Raw genomic sequence first — 18339 nt, forward strand, 5'->3', positions numbered from 1 at the left:
GTGGTGGCATGGCGCAGGGAGCGGACGCGGCGGTGGCAGTTCAGCGGATGGCAGGGCAGGACCCGTATTTTCCGGGCAACGGCGATCCCCGGTACCGGGTGCACCGCTACGAGCTGACGCTGGACTACCGGCCCGGCCCCAACCGGCTGTCGGGCACGGCCCGGATCAACGCCATCGCGGGGCTCTCCCCGCTGCCCGAGTTCCAGCTGAACCTGGCGGACTTCAAGATCGGCCGGATCCGGGTGGACGGGCGGCAGCCGCACTACACGCACCGCGGCGGCCGGCTGCGGGTCCGGCCCGCGAAGCCGCTGCGGGCCGGGGCCGCGTTCACGGTGGAGGTGCACTGGTCCGGCAACCCGCGGCCGGTCGCCAGCCCGTGGGGCGGGATCGGCTGGGAGGAACTGGCCGACGGGGCGCTGGTGGCGAGCCAGCCGGTCGGGGCGCCGTCCTGGTACCCGTGCAACGACCGGCCCGCGGACAAGGCGTCGTACCTGATCTCGGTGACCACGCCGTCCGCGTACGCGGTGGTGGCGGGCGGGCGGCTGCTGACCCGGACCACCAAGGCGTCGACGACGACCTGGGTGTACGAGCAGTCGGCGCCGACCTCCAGTTATCTCGTCGGGCTGACGATCGGCAAGTACCAGACGGTGCTGCTGGGCGATCCGGGGCCGGGTGGTGTCCCGCAGCACGGTCACATCCCGGCGCGCCTGCTGCCCGAGTTCTCCCGGGACTTCGCGCGGCAGCCGGCGATGATGGAACTGTTCCAGGAGCTGTTCGGGCCGTATCCGTTCGAGGAGTACGCGGTCGCGGTCACCGAGGAGGAGCTGGACGTGCCCGTCGAGGCACAGGGGTTGTCGCTGTTCGGTTCCAACCATGTGGACGGGGCGCGGGGTTCGGAGCGGCTGGTCGCGCACGAGCTGGCGCACCAGTGGTTCGGCAACAGCGTGTCCCTCGCGGACTGGCGGCACATCTGGCTGAACGAGGGGTTCGCCAAGTACGCGGAGTGGCTGTGGTCGGAGCGGTCCGGGGGGCCCTCCGCCGGGCAGTTGGCCACCGCGGCGCACCGGTCGCTGGCCTCGCTGCCGCAGGATCTGCGGCTGGCGGATCCGGGGCGCAAGGCGATGTTCGACGACCGGCTCTACGAGCGGGGTGGGCTGGTGCTGCACGCGGTGCGCTGTGCGCTGGGTGACGACGCGTTCTTCCCGATGCTGCGGAGTTGGGTGCGGCTGCACCGGGGCGGGACGGTGACGACGCGGGCGTTCGCCGAGCACGTCGGGCGGTTCGCGGCGGAGCCGGTGGACGGGTTGTTCGCCGCGTGGGTGCAGGGGGCTGCGCTTCCGCCGTTGCCCTTGCCGGGGGCTCGGGCGGTCGGCTGACGATTCGCTGCGCTTGGCTTGGGGGTGCGGGGTGGTTCTTGTCTGCGGGTGCGTGGGGGGTGGGTGCGCTGTTGTCCGCGCTGCTGCCGGGCACAATGGGCGGTATGACATCGGGTTCTTCCTGTCCGTGCGGGCTGTCCGGGGCGTATGCGGGGTGCTGTGGGCGGTATCACCGGGGGCCGGGGGCCGCGCCGACCGCTGAGGCGTTGATGCGGTCGCGGTACGCGGCCTTCGTGCGCGGGGACGCGGGGTATCTGCTGCGGACCTGGCACCCGCGGACCCGGCCCGGACGGCTCGACCTCGACCCGGGGATGCGGTGGACCGGTCTTGAGGTGCTGGGGACGAGCGGGGGTTCGGCCTTCCACAGCGCCGGGACGGTGACGTTCCGGGCGTCCTACCGGGGTGGTGCGCTGCACGAGCGCAGCCGGTTCGAGCGGGTGGAGGGGGCGTGGGTGTACGTCGACGGGGAGATCGTCGGCTGAGCGGGCGCGGCGCCGGTCAGGGCGCGAGGATGTCCAGTTCCTGGAGCGCGCCCACGGTGATCTCGCGGGTCAGTTCTTCGGCGCGGGCCGCGTCGCCGCCGCGTACCGCCTCGGCCACCTGGACGTGCAGGGTGACGGCGGCCGGGTCCGGGTCCTCGAACATGACCTCGTGGTGGGTGCGGCCGGTGAGGACCTCGGCGACGACGTCGCCGAGCCGGGCGAACATCTCGTTGCCGGAGGCGGTCAGGACGATCCGGTGGAAGGCGACGTCGTGGAGCAGGTAGGTCTCCAGCCGGTGGCCGCGTGAGTTGGCCACCATGCCGAGCGCGCACTCGGTGAGTTCGGCGCACTGCTCCGGCGTGGCGTGCCGGGCGGCGAGCCCCGCCGCGACCGGTTCGATCGCCGAGCGCAGCACGGTCAGCGAGCGCAACTGGTGCGGGCGGTCGGTGCCTTCCAGACGCCAGCGGATGACCTGCGGGTCGTAGACGTTCCACTCGGACTTCGGCAGCACGGTGACGCCGACCCGGCGGCGGGACTCGACCAGGTGCATGGATTCCAGGACGCGTACCGCCTCGCGCATCACCGAGCGCGAGACCTCGAAGTGCTGGGCCAGTTCGTCGGTGCGCAGCACGCTGCCCGGGGGGTACTGCCCGGCGGTGATCGCGGGGCCGAGGGTGTCCAGTACATGGCCGTGCAGCCCCCGGCCCGGTGTGCTCATGCACTCAGCGTACAGAGTGGATCACCGAGCAAAAAGTCAGACTTATTGGGCCCGGACTCTTGAATTCGTCTTACCTAATGGGGTTCAGTGTGGCTGACGTCAGTTGTCGACGTCGTTTGTCGAGGAAGACAGCGAGGCTGTGATGCGCACCCCCCACGTCGTCGTGGTGATGGGCGTCGCCGGCACGGGCAAGACCACGATCGGTCCCCTGCTCGCTGCCCGGCTCGGCGTCCCGTATGCCGAGGGCGACGACTTCCATCCGCCCGCCAGCATCGCCAAGATGTCGGCCGGTGTCCCGCTCGACGACGCCGACCGATGGCCGTGGCTCGACGCCATCGGCGGCTGGGCCCACGGGCGGGCCGGTCGCGGCGGGGTGGTGAGCAGCTCGGCGCTGAAGCGGTCGTACCGCGACCGGCTCAGAGCCGCGGCCCCCGGGATCGTGTTCGTGCACCTGACGGGTGACCGCGCGCTCGTCGAGGACCGCATGTCCCACCGGCAGGGTCACTTCATGCCGACCGCACTGCTCGACTCCCAGTTCGCGACGCTCCAGCCGCTGGAGCCGGACGAGACGGGGGTCGCCGTGGACGTCTCCGGCAGCCCGCAGGAGATCGCCGAACGGGCCGCCGAGGCACTGGCCGCACTTCCCGACAGCGCGCGGTAGCGCTCCGCAGGGGCACTACCGCCGCTCAGCAAGATCCTTCCTGTCCCCCGTCCCCGTCCACCCTGGAAGGGAATCCCCCGTGACCAGACTCAGCGTCGAGATGCTGGCAGCGGACACCGTCCAGCCCATCACCTCGGCCGGGCACACCCAGCTCGGCGTAGCCGTCCTGGTGGGCATCGCCGTCATCGTCCTGCTCATCACCCAGTTCAAGCTCCACGCCTTCCTGGCGCTGACCATCGGCTCGCTCGTGCTGGGCGCCTGCGCCGGGGCACCGCTCGACAAGGCGATAACCAGCTTCACCACCGGCCTCGGCAGCACGGTCGCCGGCGTCGGCGTACTGATCGCCCTCGGTTCGATCCTCGGCAAGCTGCTCGCCGACTCCGGCGGCGCCGACCGGATCGTCGACACCATCCTGGCCCGCGCGGGCGGCCGGACGATGCCGTGGGCGATGGTGCTGATCGCCTCCGTGATCGGCCTGCCGCTGTTCTTCGAGGTCGGGATCGTGCTGCTGATCCCGGTGGTCCTGATGGTCGCGAAGCGCGGCAACCACTCGCTGATGCGTATTGGCATCCCGGCGCTCGCGGGCCTGTCCGTGATGCACGGACTGGTCCCGCCGCACCCCGGCCCGCTGGTCGCGATCGACGCGGTCAAGGCCGATCTGGGGGTCACGCTGGCGCTCGGCGTGCTGGTCGCGATCCCCACCGTGATCATCGCCGGGCCGCTGTTCTCGAAGTTCGCCGCGCGCTGGGTGGACGTACCGGCCCCCGAGGGGATGATCCCGCAGCGCCCCGCCACGGAGCTGGAGAAGCGGCCCGGCTTCGGCGCGACACTCGGCACGATCCTGCTGCCGGTGGTCCTGATGCTGGCCAAGGCGCTGGTGGACATCGTGGTGGACGATCCGGCCCGCCTGGTGCAGCGCGTCTTCGACGTGCTGGGCTCGCCGCTGATCGCCCTGCTCCTGGCCGTGCTGGTCGGCATCTTCACGCTGGGCCGTCCGGCCGGGTTCTCCAAGGACCGGATCGCCCGGACCGTCGAGACGAGCCTGATGCCGATCGCCGGCATCGTGCTGATCGTCGGCGCGGGCGGCGGTTTCAAGCAGACCCTCGTCGACTCCGGTGTCGGCCAGATGATCCTGGACGTGTCCAAGGACTGGTCCGTCCCGGCGCTGCTGCTGGGCTGGCTGATCGCGGTGGCGATCCGGCTGGCGACCGGTTCGGCGACCGTGGCGACCGTCTCCGCGGCCGGTCTGGTCGCTCCGCTGGCCGCGGACATGTCGACCACGCACACGGCCCTGCTGGTCCTCGCCATCGGCGCCGGCTCGCTCTTCCTGAGCCATGTCAACGACGCCGGGTTCTGGCTGGTGAAGGAGTACTTCGGGCTCGGTGTCGGCCAGACGTTCAAGACCTGGTCAGTGATGGAGTGCATCATCTCGGTGGTGGCCGGCGGCCTGGTCCTCCTGTTGTCCCTCGTGATCTAGGAGCGGTACGCCCATGACGGCTCACCCCCTCTTCGACATCAGCGGCCGTACCGCCCTGGTCACCGGCTCCAGCCGGGGCATCGGACACGCGCTGGCCCGCGGCCTGGCCGAGGCCGGCTGCACGGTCGTGCTCAACGGACGCGACGGCGCCCGGCTGGCCGAGGCCGCCGCCGCCCTGCCCGCGGACCGGGTGCACACGGCGGTGTTCGACGTGACCGACGGGCCGGCCGTGGCCCGGGGCGTCGCGGACGTCGAGGAGCGGGTGGGCCCGCTCGACATCCTGGTGAACAACGCGGGCATGCAACTGCGCGCCCCCCTCCTCGAATTCACCGACGACGACTGGCACCGGGTCCTACAGACCAATCTGACCAGCGCGTTCCTGGTCGGCCGGGAGGCCGCGCGGGGAATGACGGCGCGCGGCCACGGAAAGATCGTCAACATCTGCTCGGTGCAGAGCGAGGTGGTGCGCCCCGGCATCGCGCCGTACGCGGCGGCCAAGGGTGCGCTGAAGATGCTCACCAAGGGCATGTGCGCGGACTGGGGGCCGCACGGCGTCCAGGTGAACGGGCTCGGGCCGGGCTACGTCGAGACCGAGCTGACCCGGCCGCTCGTCGAGGACGAGGAGTTCACCGCCTGGGTGCGCCGCCGTACCCCGGCCGGCCGCTGGGGCCGTACCGCCGACCTGGTGGGCGGGGTGCTGTTCCTCGCCTCTCCGGCCGCGGACTTCGTCAGCGGGCAGGTGCTCTACGTGGACGGCGGCATGACCAGCGTGCTGTGAAGGAGGACAGCGAAATGATCGGTTGTGTGCTCCACGGACGCGGTGACCTGCGCGTCGAGGAGCTGCCGGTGCCGGAGCCCGGTCCCGGGCAGGCGCTGGTCGCCGTCCGCTACGGCGGAGTGTGCGGGTCCGATCTGCACTACTGGCGGCACGGCGGCGTCGGTGACTTCCGGCTGCGGGAGCCGCTGGTGCCGGGTCACGAGGTGGTGGGCACGGTGGCCGGGTACGGGGCGGGCGCCTCGGGGCCGGCCCCCGGCACGGCCGTCGCCGTGCATCCGGCGACACCGTGCGGGGCGTGCCCGGAGTGCGCGGCCGGGCGGCGCACGGTGTGCCGGGACGTCCGCTACCTGGGCAGCGCGGCCCGTTTCCCGCACGTCCAGGGTGCCTTCGCGGGCATGGTGGCCGTGCCGGCCTGGCAGTTGCGGGCCCTGCCCGGCGGTCTGGACGCACGCCGGGCGGCGCTCGCCGAGCCGCTGTCGGTCGCCTCGCACGCGGTGCGGCGGGCCGGGCCGGTGACCGGGCGGCATGTGCTGGTGACCGGTGCCGGGCCGATCGGGTGCCTGGTGGTCGCGGCGGCGCGGGCGGCGGGCGCGGCCCGGGTGACCGTGACCGACCTGCTGCCCGAGGCACTGCGGTACGCCGCCGTGGCGGGCGCGGACACGGTCGTACGGGCCGGTGATCCGGGCGACGCCGGGTGGCCGGACGAGGTCGACGTGGCCGTCGAGGCTTCGGGGACCGCCGCCGGGCTCGACACCTGTCTGCGGCTCGTACGACGCGCCGGGATCGTGGTGCAGCTGGGCATGCTGCCGCCCGGACAGAGCCCGTTCGCGGGGAACCTGGTGGTGAGCCGGGAGATCGAGCTGCGCGGGTCGTTCCGGTTCGACGCCGAGTTCGACGCGGCGCTGGATCTGCTGGCGGCCGAGCCCGCGCTGGACGGGCTGATCAGCGCGGTGGTTCCGGTGGCCGACGCGGAACGGGCCTTCGCCCTGGCGGTGGACCGTACTCGCTCGTGCAAGGTGCTGCTGGACTTCGGCGGCTGACCGCGGCCGGCGGCTCGCGTCGGCGGGATCCGTGGGCAGCTCACGACGCCGGGATCCGTCGGCAGCTCACGACGCCGGGATCCGTCGGCAGCTCACGACGCCGGGATCCGTCGGCAGCTCACGACGCCGGGATCCGTCGGCAGCCCGCGACGCCGGCATCCCTCCACGGCTCACGACGCCGGGATCCACCGACGGCTCACGACGCCGGGATCCGTGGGCCGTGCGGCCGGGAGCGGACGGGGAAGCGCGGGTCAGGGCCGCCACAGCGGGTGTTCCCGGTCCGCCCAGTCCCGGCTCACGGTGCCCGTGCGCAGACCGCGGCGGGCCTCCGGGTCGGCCAGCGCCATGCCGATGTGGCCGGCGAGGACGACGCCCATGGTGAGGGCGAGCCAGTCGTGCACGAAGGTCGCCGAGGTGCGCCACATCAGCGGGGCGAGGTGGGTGAACCACATCAGCAGGCCCGTGCCGAGCATCACCAGCGTGGCACCGGCGATCCAGGCGGCGTAGACCTTCTGGCCGGCGTTGAACTTCCCCGCCGGGCGCTCGGCGGGCCGCCGGTCGCGGCGCAGCGCGGCGCGGAGCCAGATCCCGTCGTGCGGGCCGAAGCGGTTGAGGAAGCGCAGGTCGGCGCGGAACGCCCGGGAGGCGAGACCGAGCAGGGCGGGCACCGGCAGGGCCAGGCCCGCGCACTCGTGGACGCGGACGACGAGGGCGCGGCGGCCGACGAGCACGGCGAGCTGGGGGACGTAGAGGCAGGCCGCGGTCAGCACGCACAGGCCCATCAGCGCGGCGGTCGTGCGGTGCACCCAGCGTTCGGCGGGGGTGAAGCGCCGCAGCCGGGCGCCGAGGGCGGCGGTGGCGGCGGTCTCAGCTCGTAGGCTCATCGGTCCGTCCGTTCGAGCGGCCGACCCAGGCGTCCACGTCGTATCCGAGCTGTTCCCAGTAGCCGGGCCGGACCCGGTCGGTGACGGTGATGCCGGAGAGCCACTTCGCCGACTTGTAGAAGTACATGGGAGCGACGTAGAGGCGGACCGGGCCGCCGTGGTCGTGGCCGATGTCCTTGTCCTGCATGCGCAGCGCGACCAGTACGTCGGAGCGGCGGGCCTGGTCCAGGGTGAGGCTCTCGGTGTACGTGCCGTCGAAGCAGGTGAAGCGGATCGCGCGGGCCGTGCCGCGCACACCCGCCGCGTCCAGCAGCCGGGACAGCCGGACCCCCTCGAACGGGGTGCCGGGGACGCGCCAGCCGGTGACGCACTGGACGTCCTTGACCATCCGGGTCTGGGGCAGGGCGCGCAGATCGGCGAGGGTGTAGGTGCGGGGGCGGTCGACGAGTCCGCCGATCGTGAGCCGGTAGTCGGCGGGGCCCTGGTCGGGTACGGAGGCGGCGACCGAGTAGTAGCGGAAGCCGCCGCCGTTGGGCAGCAGGCCCGTCAGTCCGGTGGGGTCCTTGCCGGACAGGGCGCCGAGGAGTGCGTCCGTGCCGCGCTGGAGGGCGGGCGCGGCGGCCACGCCGAGGGCGCCGAGGGCGAGGGTGCCGAGCAGGACCCGGCGGCCGACCGGGCGGCCGGCCGCCGCGGACGCGCCCTCGGCCCGCGCGCCCCGGGCACTCTCGTCCACGGCGTCCCCGCCCGGCGTGTCCTTGGATGGTTCGAAGTTCACGCATTCATTCGAGCACCGCCGACGCGGTGGGACCAGGGGACCGGGCGACGAGTCAGCGTTCCGTAATGACTTCTCACCTACGCCGCGGCGGGAAGGCCGCTCACCGGCGCCCTGCCGTCAGCGGCGCTCACGTGCGCCGGGCACGGCCGTACGCGTACGGCTCCGGGAGCGCCTCGTCGGAGGCCGACCGGGCGGCGCCGAGCGCGCGTTCCCGGGCGGCGCGGAAGGCGGTGCACGGATCGCGGTCCGGGTAGCACCACGGCTGCGGGGTGAGGTGCCGGCCGATCCGCTGGAACAGTACGGCGGCTTCCGCGGCGTGGCCGGCGCAGAACGTGGCGTGGGCGAGGAAGTTCAGGTCGACGTGGCGGCGCGGGTGCTCGTCCTGCTCCCACTCCAGCCACCAGTCGAAGGCGGCCCGCAGCACCTGCTCGGGCCGCGGTCCCGACCAGTGCCCGGAGGCGGCGGGGTCGGCGGGCAGCAGGCCCGCGGCGGCCAGCACCCGGTAGCGCTCGGCGTACGCGACGACGGGCAGGATGGCCAGCGGGGAGTCGGCGGGGGCGCGGGCGGCGCTGCGCCCTGCGAAGGCGTACGCCTCGTGGCCCGGGTCGGCGTGCTCGGGGCGGTGCTCGGCGAGGCGGGCCGTCATCAGGTGGTGCGCCTGATGGTGCTCGGGGTGCCGGTGGCACACCTCGGCGAAGGCGTCTGCCGTCTCCTGGTCGGTGCCCAGGTGGCGGGCCAGGTGGAGCAGGCCGAGCCAGGGGGTCGGGTCGGCGGGCGCGAGGACGGCCGCGGCCCGGCAGGCGGCGCGGGCCCTGGCGGGCTCCGCCTTGCCGCGCAGGGTGCGCCGCACCAGGGCCAGGGCGAGCAGCACGGCGGCGTCGGCGGACGCCGGCTCGGCGGCCAGCCAGTCGCGGGCCCAGGCGGAGGTGTAGGACTCCCGGGCGAGGACGCAGATCCGGTGGCCGCGGCGGTCCCAGTCGTCGCCGGTGCGCTGGAGCAGCGCCCGGACGGTCTGCCGCCGGCCCTGGGCCAGCGCGGTGCGCGCGGCTATCAGGCCGGAGTCGTCGAAGGCGTCGTCGAAGACCCCGGAGGGCCGCTCGCGGCGCGGGTGGAGCACAGGCGAGGGTAAGGGCACCGCGAGACTTCCTGGTTGTCGAACGCCATCGACTGATCACTCACAGCAAATCCCCAGCCAGTGGTTTACGTCAAGTTCACAGTTGCCGGTTTGGTGATCAACTACCCAGTGAATACCGGGAGTTGACCTTCATCGGGTGGCTCGGCGACGGGTCGGTCCCGACGTGCGACGAGCCGTTGTTGTGGTATGCGCCATGGCGCTGCCCTTCCGGGCGGCGGACCATGGCGGTAAGGTCGCGCCGCTGTGGCCGGCCGGGCGTCGTGGCTGATTCGACTGACTGGTTCTGGGCACTCCCGAGGGCACGGAATGCTCCGGAGCGCTACAGTCGGCCACTACGCAGCCCGTGACCCGGCCGGATGATCGAGGTACGCAGCGTGTCGGTTCTGGTTCTGATCCTCGCCGTGAGCGCGGCCTGTTGCGTGGGCTTCGGGTTCGTGCTCCAGCAGAACGCCGCCAAGGACGCACCCCTCAGCGACTTCCTCTCGCCACGGATCCTGCTCGACCTGATGAGAGTGCCGCGCTGGCTCGGCGGCATCGCCCTGATGATGGCTGGAATGATCCTGGGCGCGGTCGCTCTGGGTGACGGTGAGATCTCCTTGGTGGAGCCGCTGCTCGCCACGAACCTGCTGTTCGCCCTCGCGCTCTCCCGGCACCAGACGAAGCAGTCCCTGGGCCGCCAGGGCTGGGCGGGTCTCGCCCTGCTCGCCGGCGGTGTGACCGCGTTCATCGTGGCGGGCCAGCCGCACGGCGGGCACGCGGTCACCGATCCGGTCCGCCACTGGCTGATCATCGGCGCGATGGTGGGGCTGGCCCTGCTGCTGACGACGTACGCCAAACGCTCCCGGCTGAGCAAGGGCCCGGTGCTGCTGGCCCTCGCCGCGGGTGTCCTGTACGGGGTGCAGGACGCGCTGACCCGGATCAGCGGGCAGCGGTTCTCCGCGGGCGGCCTGACCGAGGTGTTCACCGGCTGGCAGCCCTACGGGGTGCTCGTGCTGGGCGTCACCGGGCTGATCCTGGTGCAGAGCGCGTTCGAGACCGCGCCGCTGCGCATGTCGCTGCCGGCGCTCACGGCCGCCCAGCCGCTGGCCGGGATCCTGTGCGGGGTGGGCTTCCTCGGCGACCGGCTGCGCACCGACACCGGGGCGCTGGCGTGGGAGGCGGTCGGACTGGCCGCCGTGGTCGTGGGCATCGTGCTGCTCGGGCTGCACCCCGCGATGCCGCGCGGTACGGCGCAGCCGGAGCCGCGACGCGACCTCCAGCCGCACTGAGCCCCGGCCCGGCCCCTGCGGCCCGGAGCGGACTCCCGGACCTTCTCACTGGGCCCCCTTCCCGTACTCCCGGACTCCTCACCGGACCCCCTCACCGGACCCCCTTCCTGGACTCCCGGACCGTCGGCCCGGACCCCTCGGCCGGGTGGGCGGCCCGGAGCGGCGCCCTGCTTGGATGGGCCCATGAGCGCAGCTGACGAAATCCTCGACATCGTCGACGAGCACGACCGGGTCATCGGGCGGTCCCCGCGGGGCGAGGCGTACGCGCGCGGGCTGCGCCACCGCTGCGCCTTCGTCCTGGCCCGCGACGCGGCCGGCCGGATCTTCGTGCACCGCCGCACGGCGACCAAGTTGGTCTTCCCCTCCCACCACGACATGTTCGTCGGCGGGGTGGTCGGCGCGGGCGAGTCCTACGACGACGCGGCCCTGCGCGAGGCGGAGGAGGAGCTGGGGGTGACAGGGCTGCCCCGGCCGACGCGTCTGTTCACCTTCCTGTACGACGACGGCGCGGGGCACAGCTGGTGGTCCGCGGTCTACGAGGTCCGCTGCGACCTTCCGGTCCGGCCCCAGCAGGAGGAGATCGACTGGCACGACTTCCTGACCGAGGACGAGCTGGAGCGGCGGCTCGGGGAGTGGGAGTGGACACCGGACGGTCTGGCCGCGTACCGGCGGCTGCGGGAGCACCGGGGCGAGGGATGACCGCGAACGGCCCGCACGGCTCGAATTCCGCAGACGCAGACGGCGCGGGCGGCGCGGGCGGCGCAGACGGCGCGGGCGGCGCAGAGGACGCAGACGGCGCGAACGGTGTGAACGGCGCGGGCGGCGCGGCCGACCCGGGCCACCCGCCCGGTAGGGTCCTCGGCGTGAGCGAATCCCTGCGCGATTCCCTGCGCAATGTCCGGTTCTGGTTCGCCCCCGACCGGATCCGGGACGAGGGAGCCACGCCCGACTACCGGTTCTCGCTGGCGAACGAGCGCACCTTCCTGGCCTGGGTGCGCACCGCGCTCGCGCTGATCGGCGGGGGTTTCGCGGTGGACCAGTTCCTGCCGCACCTGCGCTGGGCCTGGCGGGCGGGTCTCGCGCTCGCCCTGCTCGCGGCCGGCGTGCTGTGCGCGGTGCGCGCGGTCAACCACTGGGTGCGCTGCGAGCGGGCCATGCGGCGGGGCGAGGACCTGCCCGCGTCCCGGTTCCCGGCACTGCTGAGCCTCGTGGTCGCGGTGGTGGCGTTCGCCATGGTGGTCGTCGTGGTCCTCGGGCGGGGCGGATGACCGCCGACCGGGATCCGGGGCTCCAGCCGGAGCGGACCCGGCTGGCCTGGCTGCGTACGACGCTGTCGTACACCGTGGCCACCGTGCTCGCCGCGCGTACCGCCCTGCGCGGCGGGGCGACCCCCGCCGGGATCGTCGTGTGCGTGCTGTGCTGCGGGTTCTGGCTGGGGTTCCTGCGGGTCGCCCACCACCGCGTCCGGGTGCTCGCCGCGGCCCACCGGCCCGCGGCGCTCGCCCCGCGGCACGCCGCGGCGGCGGTGCTGTGCGCGGCGGCGACGGCGGTGTGCGCGGTGGCGATAGTCCTCTAGTGCCCCGGCAGGCAGCCGGCGGCCCTCCTCCGGCGTGGCCGTGGACCCTCGGGCTTGGTTCATGCTCCCGGTGCGGCGGGGTACTCGGGCGCCACGCGCAGCCAGGATGTCGGAATATCTCCCTTATGCGTGGCAGCCTGTCCGTCGTCAGCACCCCGCACCCCGAAGGTGAGCACCATGACCGCCGTTCATCAGGAACACGCCTCCCACGACACGCACAGCCACGGGCCCGACTGCGGGCACACCCAGGTGCCGCACGGCGACCACGTCGACTACGCGCACGACGGCCATCTGCACCGCGAGCACGCCGGACACTGGGACGAGTGCGAGCCCGCCCGGCACACCGCCCACGAGGGCCACGACCACCAGCACGGCGAGGACTGCGGGCACGCGCGCGTGCAGCACGGCGACCACGTCGACTACCTGCACGACGGCCACCGGCACGCCGAGCACGCCGGGCACTGGGACGACCACTGACCCGCACCCGGCCCCGCCCGACGGCCCCCGGCGCGGCGCGCGGGGGGCCGTCCGCCCATCGTGGCCCCGGTCACGTTCGCCCCGCGCACTGGACGACATACCGACCGGTCGGCATCATGAGTCGCGTCCTGTTCACCTGTCCGTAGGAGCGACGCATGAGTCCCGACCACCCGCCCGGACTCGATCTCGACCGGCTGCACGGCCTGCTCGACCGCGAGCGCCCCGGGCTGGTCGACGGCCCCCTGACCGGCCGGCTGATCGAAGGGGGGCGGTCGAATCTCACATACGCCGTCACGGACGGCACGGGGACCTGGGTGGTACGGCGGCCACCGCTCGGTCACGTCCTGGCCACCGCGCACGACATGACGCGCGAGCACCGCGTGATCGACGCGCTGCACCCCACGCGCGTGCCGGTGCCGCGCCCGCTGCTGCTGTGCGAGGACCCCGAGGTCCTCGGCGCGCCCTTCTACGTCATGGAGTTCGTCGAGGGCACCCCGTACCGCACCGCCGGGCAACTGGCCCCGCTGGGCCCGCAACGCACCCGGAGCACGGTGCTCTCCCTGGTCGACACCCTCGTCGAGCTGCACGCCGTGGACCCCGCCGAGGTCGGCCTCGCGGACTTCGGCCGCCCCGAGGGCTTCCTGGACCGGCAACTGCGCCGCTGGGGCAAGCAACTGGACGCCTCCCGCACCAGGGACCTGGCCCGCATCGACGAACTGCACGCGGCCCTCGGGCGTTCGCTGCCCGCCTCCCCCGCGGCGACCGTCGTGCACGGCGACTACCGGCTCGACAACGTCCTGATCGGCGCCGACGACCGGATCACGGCGGTTCTCGACTGGGAGATGTCCACGCTCGGCGACCCGCTGACCGATCTGGGCCTGCTGGTGATGTACAGCCTGCCGCTGGGCCTGCCCGACTCCCCCGTCACCACCACCGCCGAGGCCGCCGGGCACCCCGCGCCGGCCGAGCTGATCGAGCGGTACGCCACCCGCTCGGGACGCGACGTGTCGGCCGTCTCCTGGTACACGGCGTTCGCCTGGTTCAAGCTCGCCGTGATCCTGGAGGGCATCCACTACCGGTACACGCTGGGCCGGACGGTCGGACCCGGCTTCGACCGCATCGGGGACCTCGTCCCCGTCTTCATCGACCACGGGCTGACCACCCTCCAGGAAGGCTGACGGCCATGGACTTCGCGTACGACGAGCGCACCGAGGAACTGCGCGCCCGGCTGCTGGCCTTCATGGACGAGCACGTCCGTCCGGCCGAGGCGGTCGCCCGGGAGCAGCGGGCGGCACTGGCCTCCCCCTGGGACACGCCGGCCGTGGTCGGTGAGCTGAAGGCCGAGGCGCGCCGGCAGGGGCTGTGGAACCTGTTCCTGCCGGACTCCGGGTACGGGGCCGGGCTGACCAATCTTCAGTACGCCCCGCTGGCCGAGATCACCGGCCGCTCCCCGCAGCTCGCGCCCACCGCGTTGAACTGCGCGGCCCCGGACACCGGCAACATGGAGGTGCTGGCGCAGTTCGGCGACGAGCGGCAGCGCAAGCAGTGGCTGGAGCCGCTGCTGGCCGGCGAGATCCGCTCGGCCTTCGCGATGACCGAGCCGGAGGTGGCCTCGTCCGACGCCGCCAACATCACCACACTCATCGAGCGGGACGGCGAGGACTATGTCGTCACCGGCCGCAAGTGGTACATCTCCGGAGCGATGAACCCGGACTGCCGGATCTTCATCGTCATGGGCAAGACCGACCCCGACGGGGCCGACCCGCGCCGCCGGCAGTCCATGGTCCTCGTCCCCCGGGACACACCGGGGGTCACGGTGCGGCGGGCGATGCAGGTCTTCGGGTACGAGGACCACGCCCACGGCGGGCACGCCGAGGTGGTCTTCGACCACGCGCGCGTGCCGGTGTCGAACCTGATCGGCGAGGAGGGCGGCGGTTTCGCCATCGCCCAGGCCCGGCTCGGGCCCGGCCGCATCCACCACTGCATGCGGCTGATCGGCATGGCGGAGCGGGCGATCGAGCTGATGTGCCGGCGGGCCGTGTCCCGTACGGCCTTCGGCAGGGCGCTGGCGCAGCAGGGCGTGGTGCACGCCTGGATCGCGGACGCCCGGGTGACGGTGGAGCAGTTGCGGCTCCTGGTGCTGAAGACGGCGTGGCTGATGGACACCGTCGGCAACAAGGGCGCCCACACCGAGATCCAGGCCATCAAGATCGCGACGCCCCGGGCGGTGGTCGACATCATCGACCGGGCCATCCAGTTGCACGGCGCCGGCGGTTTCAGCCAGGACTTCCCGCTGGCCGAGCTGTACGCCGCCGCGCGCACGCTGATGATCGCGGACGGTCCGGACGAGGTGCACCAGCGGTCGCTGGCGCGCCGGGAGCTGAAGAAGTACCTGCCGTAACCGCGCGCCGTTCAGGGGCGCAGCGCCCGCAGCAGCAGATCGGCCAGGTGGTCGGCGAGCTGCTGGGGGGTGAGCGGGCCGTCGGGCCGGTACCAGGTCGAGAGGTGGTGGACCGAGCCGAAGTGGTAGTCCACCACCAGGTCGGCCGGGGGCGTCGGGGCGAAGACGCCGGTCCGCTGCCCCTCCTCGACGAGCGCGCGGAAGCGTTCGTGATAGCGCCGCCGCTCGGCCCGTACCTGCTTGTTCTTCTCGGGGCTGAGGTGGTGCATGGACCGGAAGAAGATCATCGCGTCGTCGAGGTTCTCGATCGTGGTGACGACGACGTCGGCCGCCGCCGCGCGCAGCCGTTCCTCGACCGGTTCGTCGGCGTCCGCGAAGGCGTCGAGCCGGTCCTGCTGCACCCGCAGCACCCGGGCGTAGACCTCGTGCAGCAGGTCGTCCTTGGAGCCGAAGTAGTGGTAGAGCGCGCCCTTGGTGACGCCTGCCGCCTCGACGATCTCCTGTACGGAGGTGCGGTCGTAACCCTGCTCGGCGAACAGCCGAGTGGCGGCGGCGAGGAGCCGCCGCGGGACGGGAGCCCCGTCGCCGTCCGTCGTCCTGGGCACTGCCGCCCACCTGCCTTTCCGTGGTGCTTCACCGGCCCTCGCGCGGCCGGGAACGCAGTTCCCGGCGGAGGATCTTCCCACTCGCCGTCTTCGGCAGGTCGGACAGGATCTCCACCTGGCGCGGGTACTTGTACGCCGCCAGTCTCTCCTTGCAGTACGCCGCCAGTGCGGCCGGGTCCGCCGCGGCACCCGGGCGGAGGCTGATGTACGCCTTGACCGTCTCGCCGCGGTAGCCGTCGGGCACCCCGACGACGGCCGCCTCGCGCACCGCCGGGTGGGTGTAGAGCACGTCCTCGACCTCCCGCGGCCACACCTTGAAGCCGGAGGCGTTGATCATGTCCTTCTTGCGGTCGACGACGTACAACCAGCCCTGCCGGTCCATGAACCCGATGTCGCCGGTGCGCAGCTCGCCGTCGGGGAAGGTCTCGGCGGTGGCCTCGGGCCGCCGCCAGTAGCCGGGCACCACCTGCGGGCCGCGCACGACGATCTCGCCCGATCGGCCGATGGGGACCTCCGCGCCCTCGTCGTCGACGATCCGGACGACGGTGTCGGCGCCGGGCACGCCGACGGCCAGCGTCCCGGATCCGGCGTCGACCGGTGCCTCCAGGTGGGGCGGCACGGAGGCGCAGGGCGCCGTGCACTCGGTCAGTCCGTAGCCGTTGCGGAGGTAGGGGCCGAAGTCCGCGCGGAACTTCTCGACCAGGGCGGGCGGCAGCGGTGCGCCGCCGGAGGAGATCTGCACGAAGGACGCGAAGTGGTCCCGGGCGGCGTCGGGGTGGGCGGCGAGCGCCATGAAGGCGGTGGCCGGGCCGACCGTGTAGTGCGGGCGGTGCTCGGCGAACGCCTCCAGGACGACGCCCGGCTCGAAGCGGTACGTCAGCACCAGCGTGCCCGCGCCGGCCAGGCAGGAGCCGAACTGGCAGACCATGCCGGTGATGTGGAACAGCGGGGCGAGGGCGTGGTACACCGGCGCCGCGGGCAGGCCGAGGCCGGTCCGCTGGCGCTCGGCGTTGTACATGATGTTGCCGTGCGTGTTGGTGGCGCCCTTGGGGGTGCCGCTGGTCCCCGAGGTGTAGCTGATCAGCGCCACGTCGGTGGGGCGTGGGGCACGGCCGGCCGGGGCGGCGGCGGGTCGGCGGGCCACGGCCACGAGGTCGTCGGCGTCCGCGGCCCCGGGCAGCCGCTCGAAGTTCAGCACGCGCGTGTCGTGCCGGGTCTGGAAGTCCAGCTCGCCGGTGGTGAGCACGATCCGTACGGGCGAGTCGGCGGCCGTGGTCCGCAGGTATCCCGCCCAGGCCCGCTCGGCGCAGATCAGCGCGGTCGCCCCGGAGTCCCGCAGGACGTGGGCGACCTCCGCCGACTTGTACATCGGGTTGACGGGGACGACGATCGCGCCCGCCTTCCAGGCGCCGAGCACGGCGAGCACGAAGTGCGGGGAGTTCTGGAGCAGGACGGCCACCCGCGCGCCGGGCGCGAGGCCGCGGTCGGCGAGGTGGGCGGCGACGGCGTCGCTCAGCTCGTCGGTCTCGCGGTAGCTGAGGCGGGCGTCGAAGTAGCGCAGGAAGGTGCGGTCCGGGACCTCGGCGACCACCCGGCGCAGGGCGTGCACGAGCGAGTCGTCGGGGTCGATCGGGGCGCGCTGGACGGTGCCGAGGAGGGCCAGCCAGGGCCTGGCGGCGTATCCGGAGTCGGTCATCGGCTCTCCTCCCAGGTCCGCTGGAGGTGGTTCATGCCGGCCAGCCATCGGTCCGGTTCCGTGGCCCGGTGCCGGTAGAAGCCGGCGACCTCCGGGTGCGGCAGGATCAGGAAGCTGTCCTCCTCGATGCCTTTGAACAGCGCGTCCGCGACATCCTGCGGTTCGATCGCGGTCGGCCGGAGCACCAGGTCGCCCGCGCTGCCGGCGGCGGTCAGCATGTCGGTGCGGACGCCCTGCGGGCAGATCGCGTGGACCTTGAGGCCGCGGTGCCGGTAGGTCAGCGACAGCCACTCGGCGAAGGCGTACGCGCCGTGCTTGGTGACGCTGTAGGGGGCGGCGCCGATCATGGTGAGCAGTCCGGCCGCGGAGACGGTGGAGACGAAGCGGCCGGCGCCGCGCGCCAGCCAGTCGGGCAGCAGCGCGTGGGCCGCGCGTACGTGCGCCATGACGTTGACGTCCCAGGCTCGGGCCCAGACCTCCTCGGGCGCCGCCTCCGAGCCGGCCGAGCCGAGTCCCGCGTTGGCGCAGTAGACGTCGACCCTCCCGCCGAGGGCGTCGCGGGCGGCGGCGACGGTGGCGGCCGCGTCGCCCGGGACGGCGATGCCGCCGATCTCGTCCGCCACCGCCTCGGCGCGCTCCGCGTCCAGGTCGTTGACGACGACCCGGGCGCCCTCGGCGGCGAAGCGGCGGGCGAGTGCCGCGCCGATCCCGGCGCCCGCTCCGGTGACCACGACTGACGCGTCCTGCACGGCTCCCACCATCGGTCTCCTTCGACACGAACCGGCTTCCGGGGTGCCACACTAACCGGTCGGTATGTTTGCGGGAAGGGTCGACCGCGACACCTTGAGGGGCGCGGGGCCGCGTCCGGGGAAGGTTCCGCCGGGCGGCCCGGACGGGGCGGGCCGGCCGCCCCCCCCCCCCCCGCCGGCCCCCCCACGCCGCCCCGAAACGGAGCAAGCCCCACTCCCCCCCCGCCCCACCCCCGCCCCG

The 18339-nt window shown here is 73.3% G+C and carries 20 protein-coding genes; 13 read left to right on the forward strand and 7 right to left on the reverse strand.

Translation table 11 applies throughout. The features are described 5' to 3' along the window. The first annotated feature begins 32 nt into the window (after positions 1–32). On the forward strand, positions 33–1376 hold the full coding sequence (locus ACFC09_RS09490) for a M1 family metallopeptidase (RefSeq protein WP_376525376.1): 1344 nt from the start codon (positions 33–35) through the stop codon (positions 1374–1376). Positions 1377–1480: 104 nt separating this feature from the next. Then, positions 1481–1858, forward strand: coding sequence for a YchJ family protein (locus ACFC09_RS09495; protein WP_376525331.1), 378 nt, complete (start codon positions 1481–1483; stop codon positions 1856–1858). A gap of 16 nt (positions 1859–1874) precedes the next feature. Here ACFC09_RS09495 and ACFC09_RS09500 read toward each other — a convergent pair whose 3' ends face one another. Further along, positions 1875–2576: a FadR/GntR family transcriptional regulator gene (locus ACFC09_RS09500; protein ID WP_376525333.1), complete on the reverse strand. Its 702-nt coding sequence runs from the start codon at positions 2574–2576 to the stop codon at positions 1875–1877. A gap of 142 nt (positions 2577–2718) precedes the next feature. Here ACFC09_RS09500 and ACFC09_RS09505 point away from each other — a divergent pair, with 142 nt between their 5' ends. The 4 genes from ACFC09_RS09505 (at position 2719) to ACFC09_RS09520 (ending at position 6532) form a co-directional block, all read left to right on the forward strand. Next, a complete protein-coding gene (locus ACFC09_RS09505) occupies positions 2719–3237 on the forward strand; it encodes a gluconokinase (RefSeq protein WP_376525335.1) in 519 nt (172 codons plus the stop codon). A 79-nt stretch (positions 3238–3316) separates the two neighbouring features. Next, positions 3317–4714, forward strand: coding sequence for a GntP family permease (locus tag ACFC09_RS09510; RefSeq protein WP_376525337.1), 1398 nt, complete (start codon positions 3317–3319; stop codon positions 4712–4714). 13 nt (positions 4715–4727) lie between these two features. Further along, a complete protein-coding gene (locus tag ACFC09_RS09515) occupies positions 4728–5492 on the forward strand; it encodes an SDR family oxidoreductase (protein WP_376525339.1) in 765 nt (254 codons plus the stop codon). 14 nt (positions 5493–5506) lie between these two features. Further along, on the forward strand, positions 5507–6532 hold the full coding sequence (locus ACFC09_RS09520) for an L-idonate 5-dehydrogenase (protein ID WP_376525340.1): 1026 nt from the start codon (positions 5507–5509) through the stop codon (positions 6530–6532). A 251-nt stretch (positions 6533–6783) separates the two neighbouring features. Here the strand turns inward: ACFC09_RS09520 and ACFC09_RS09525 are convergent, their stop codons facing one another. The 3 genes from ACFC09_RS09525 to ACFC09_RS09535 all read right to left on the reverse strand — a co-directional run bounded on the left by ACFC09_RS09525 (position 6784) and on the right by ACFC09_RS09535 (position 9326). Further along, the gene (locus tag ACFC09_RS09525; RefSeq protein ID WP_376525342.1) at positions 6784–7416 is read right to left on the reverse strand and encodes a cytochrome b/b6 domain-containing protein; all 633 of its coding nucleotides are present in this window, start codon (positions 7414–7416) and stop codon (positions 6784–6786) included. After that, a complete protein-coding gene (locus tag ACFC09_RS09530) occupies positions 7400–8149 on the reverse strand; it encodes a molybdopterin-dependent oxidoreductase (protein WP_376525377.1) in 750 nt (249 codons plus the stop codon). Before ACFC09_RS09530 ends, ACFC09_RS09525 begins: the two co-directional genes overlap by 17 nt. Before the next feature lie 169 nt (positions 8150–8318). Then, positions 8319–9326, reverse strand: coding sequence for a hypothetical protein (locus ACFC09_RS09535; RefSeq protein WP_376525343.1), 1008 nt, complete (start codon positions 9324–9326; stop codon positions 8319–8321). A 374-nt stretch (positions 9327–9700) separates the two neighbouring features. Here ACFC09_RS09535 and ACFC09_RS09540 point away from each other — a divergent pair, with 374 nt between their 5' ends. From ACFC09_RS09540 to ACFC09_RS09570, 7 genes are all read left to right on the forward strand, one after another. Further along, the gene (locus ACFC09_RS09540; protein WP_376525345.1) at positions 9701–10594 is read left to right on the forward strand and encodes a DMT family transporter; all 894 of its coding nucleotides are present in this window, start codon (positions 9701–9703) and stop codon (positions 10592–10594) included. Positions 10595–10777: 183 nt separating this feature from the next. Next, positions 10778–11293, forward strand: a complete 516-nt coding sequence (locus tag ACFC09_RS09545; RefSeq protein WP_376525347.1) for an NUDIX hydrolase — start codon at positions 10778–10780, stop codon at positions 11291–11293. Positions 11294–11469: 176 nt separating this feature from the next. After that, complete coding sequence (locus ACFC09_RS09550; RefSeq protein WP_376525379.1) at positions 11470–11862, forward strand: YidH family protein; 393 nt, start codon at positions 11470–11472, stop codon at positions 11860–11862. Then, on the forward strand, positions 11859–12170 hold the full coding sequence (locus ACFC09_RS09555) for a DUF202 domain-containing protein (protein WP_376525349.1): 312 nt from the start codon (positions 11859–11861) through the stop codon (positions 12168–12170). The genes ACFC09_RS09550 and ACFC09_RS09555 overlap by 4 nt, the downstream gene beginning before the upstream one ends. A 177-nt stretch (positions 12171–12347) precedes the next feature. Further along, complete coding sequence (locus ACFC09_RS09560; protein WP_376525352.1) at positions 12348–12647, forward strand: hypothetical protein; 300 nt, start codon at positions 12348–12350, stop codon at positions 12645–12647. Positions 12648–12802: 155 nt separating this feature from the next. After that, positions 12803–13825, forward strand: coding sequence for a phosphotransferase family protein (locus tag ACFC09_RS09565; protein ID WP_376525354.1), 1023 nt, complete (start codon positions 12803–12805; stop codon positions 13823–13825). Between the two features lie 5 nt (positions 13826–13830). Then, positions 13831–15048: an acyl-CoA dehydrogenase family protein gene (locus ACFC09_RS09570; protein ID WP_376525356.1), complete on the forward strand. Its 1218-nt coding sequence runs from the start codon at positions 13831–13833 to the stop codon at positions 15046–15048. 11 nt (positions 15049–15059) lie between these two features. On the opposite strand, the gene ACFC09_RS09575 is transcribed toward ACFC09_RS09570, so the two are convergent. From ACFC09_RS09575 to ACFC09_RS09585, 3 genes are read right to left on the reverse strand one after another with little or no spacing between them, the layout of a single operon-like run. After that, the gene (locus tag ACFC09_RS09575) at positions 15060–15653 is read right to left on the reverse strand and encodes a TetR/AcrR family transcriptional regulator (protein ID WP_376525358.1); all 594 of its coding nucleotides are present in this window, start codon (positions 15651–15653) and stop codon (positions 15060–15062) included. Positions 15654–15681: 28 nt separating this feature from the next. Then, positions 15682–17349, reverse strand: coding sequence for a class I adenylate-forming enzyme family protein (locus tag ACFC09_RS09580; RefSeq protein ID WP_376525360.1), 1668 nt, complete (start codon positions 17347–17349; stop codon positions 15682–15684). Beyond that, complete coding sequence (locus ACFC09_RS09585; protein WP_376525362.1) at positions 17346–18110, reverse strand: SDR family oxidoreductase; 765 nt, start codon at positions 18108–18110, stop codon at positions 17346–17348. The genes ACFC09_RS09580 and ACFC09_RS09585 overlap by 4 nt, the downstream gene beginning before the upstream one ends. Positions 18111–18339 lie beyond the last annotated feature (229 nt).

Source organism: Streptomyces sp. NPDC056161 (assembly GCF_042268025.1).
Classification (GTDB): Bacteria; Actinomycetota; Actinomycetes; order Streptomycetales; family Streptomycetaceae; genus Streptomyces.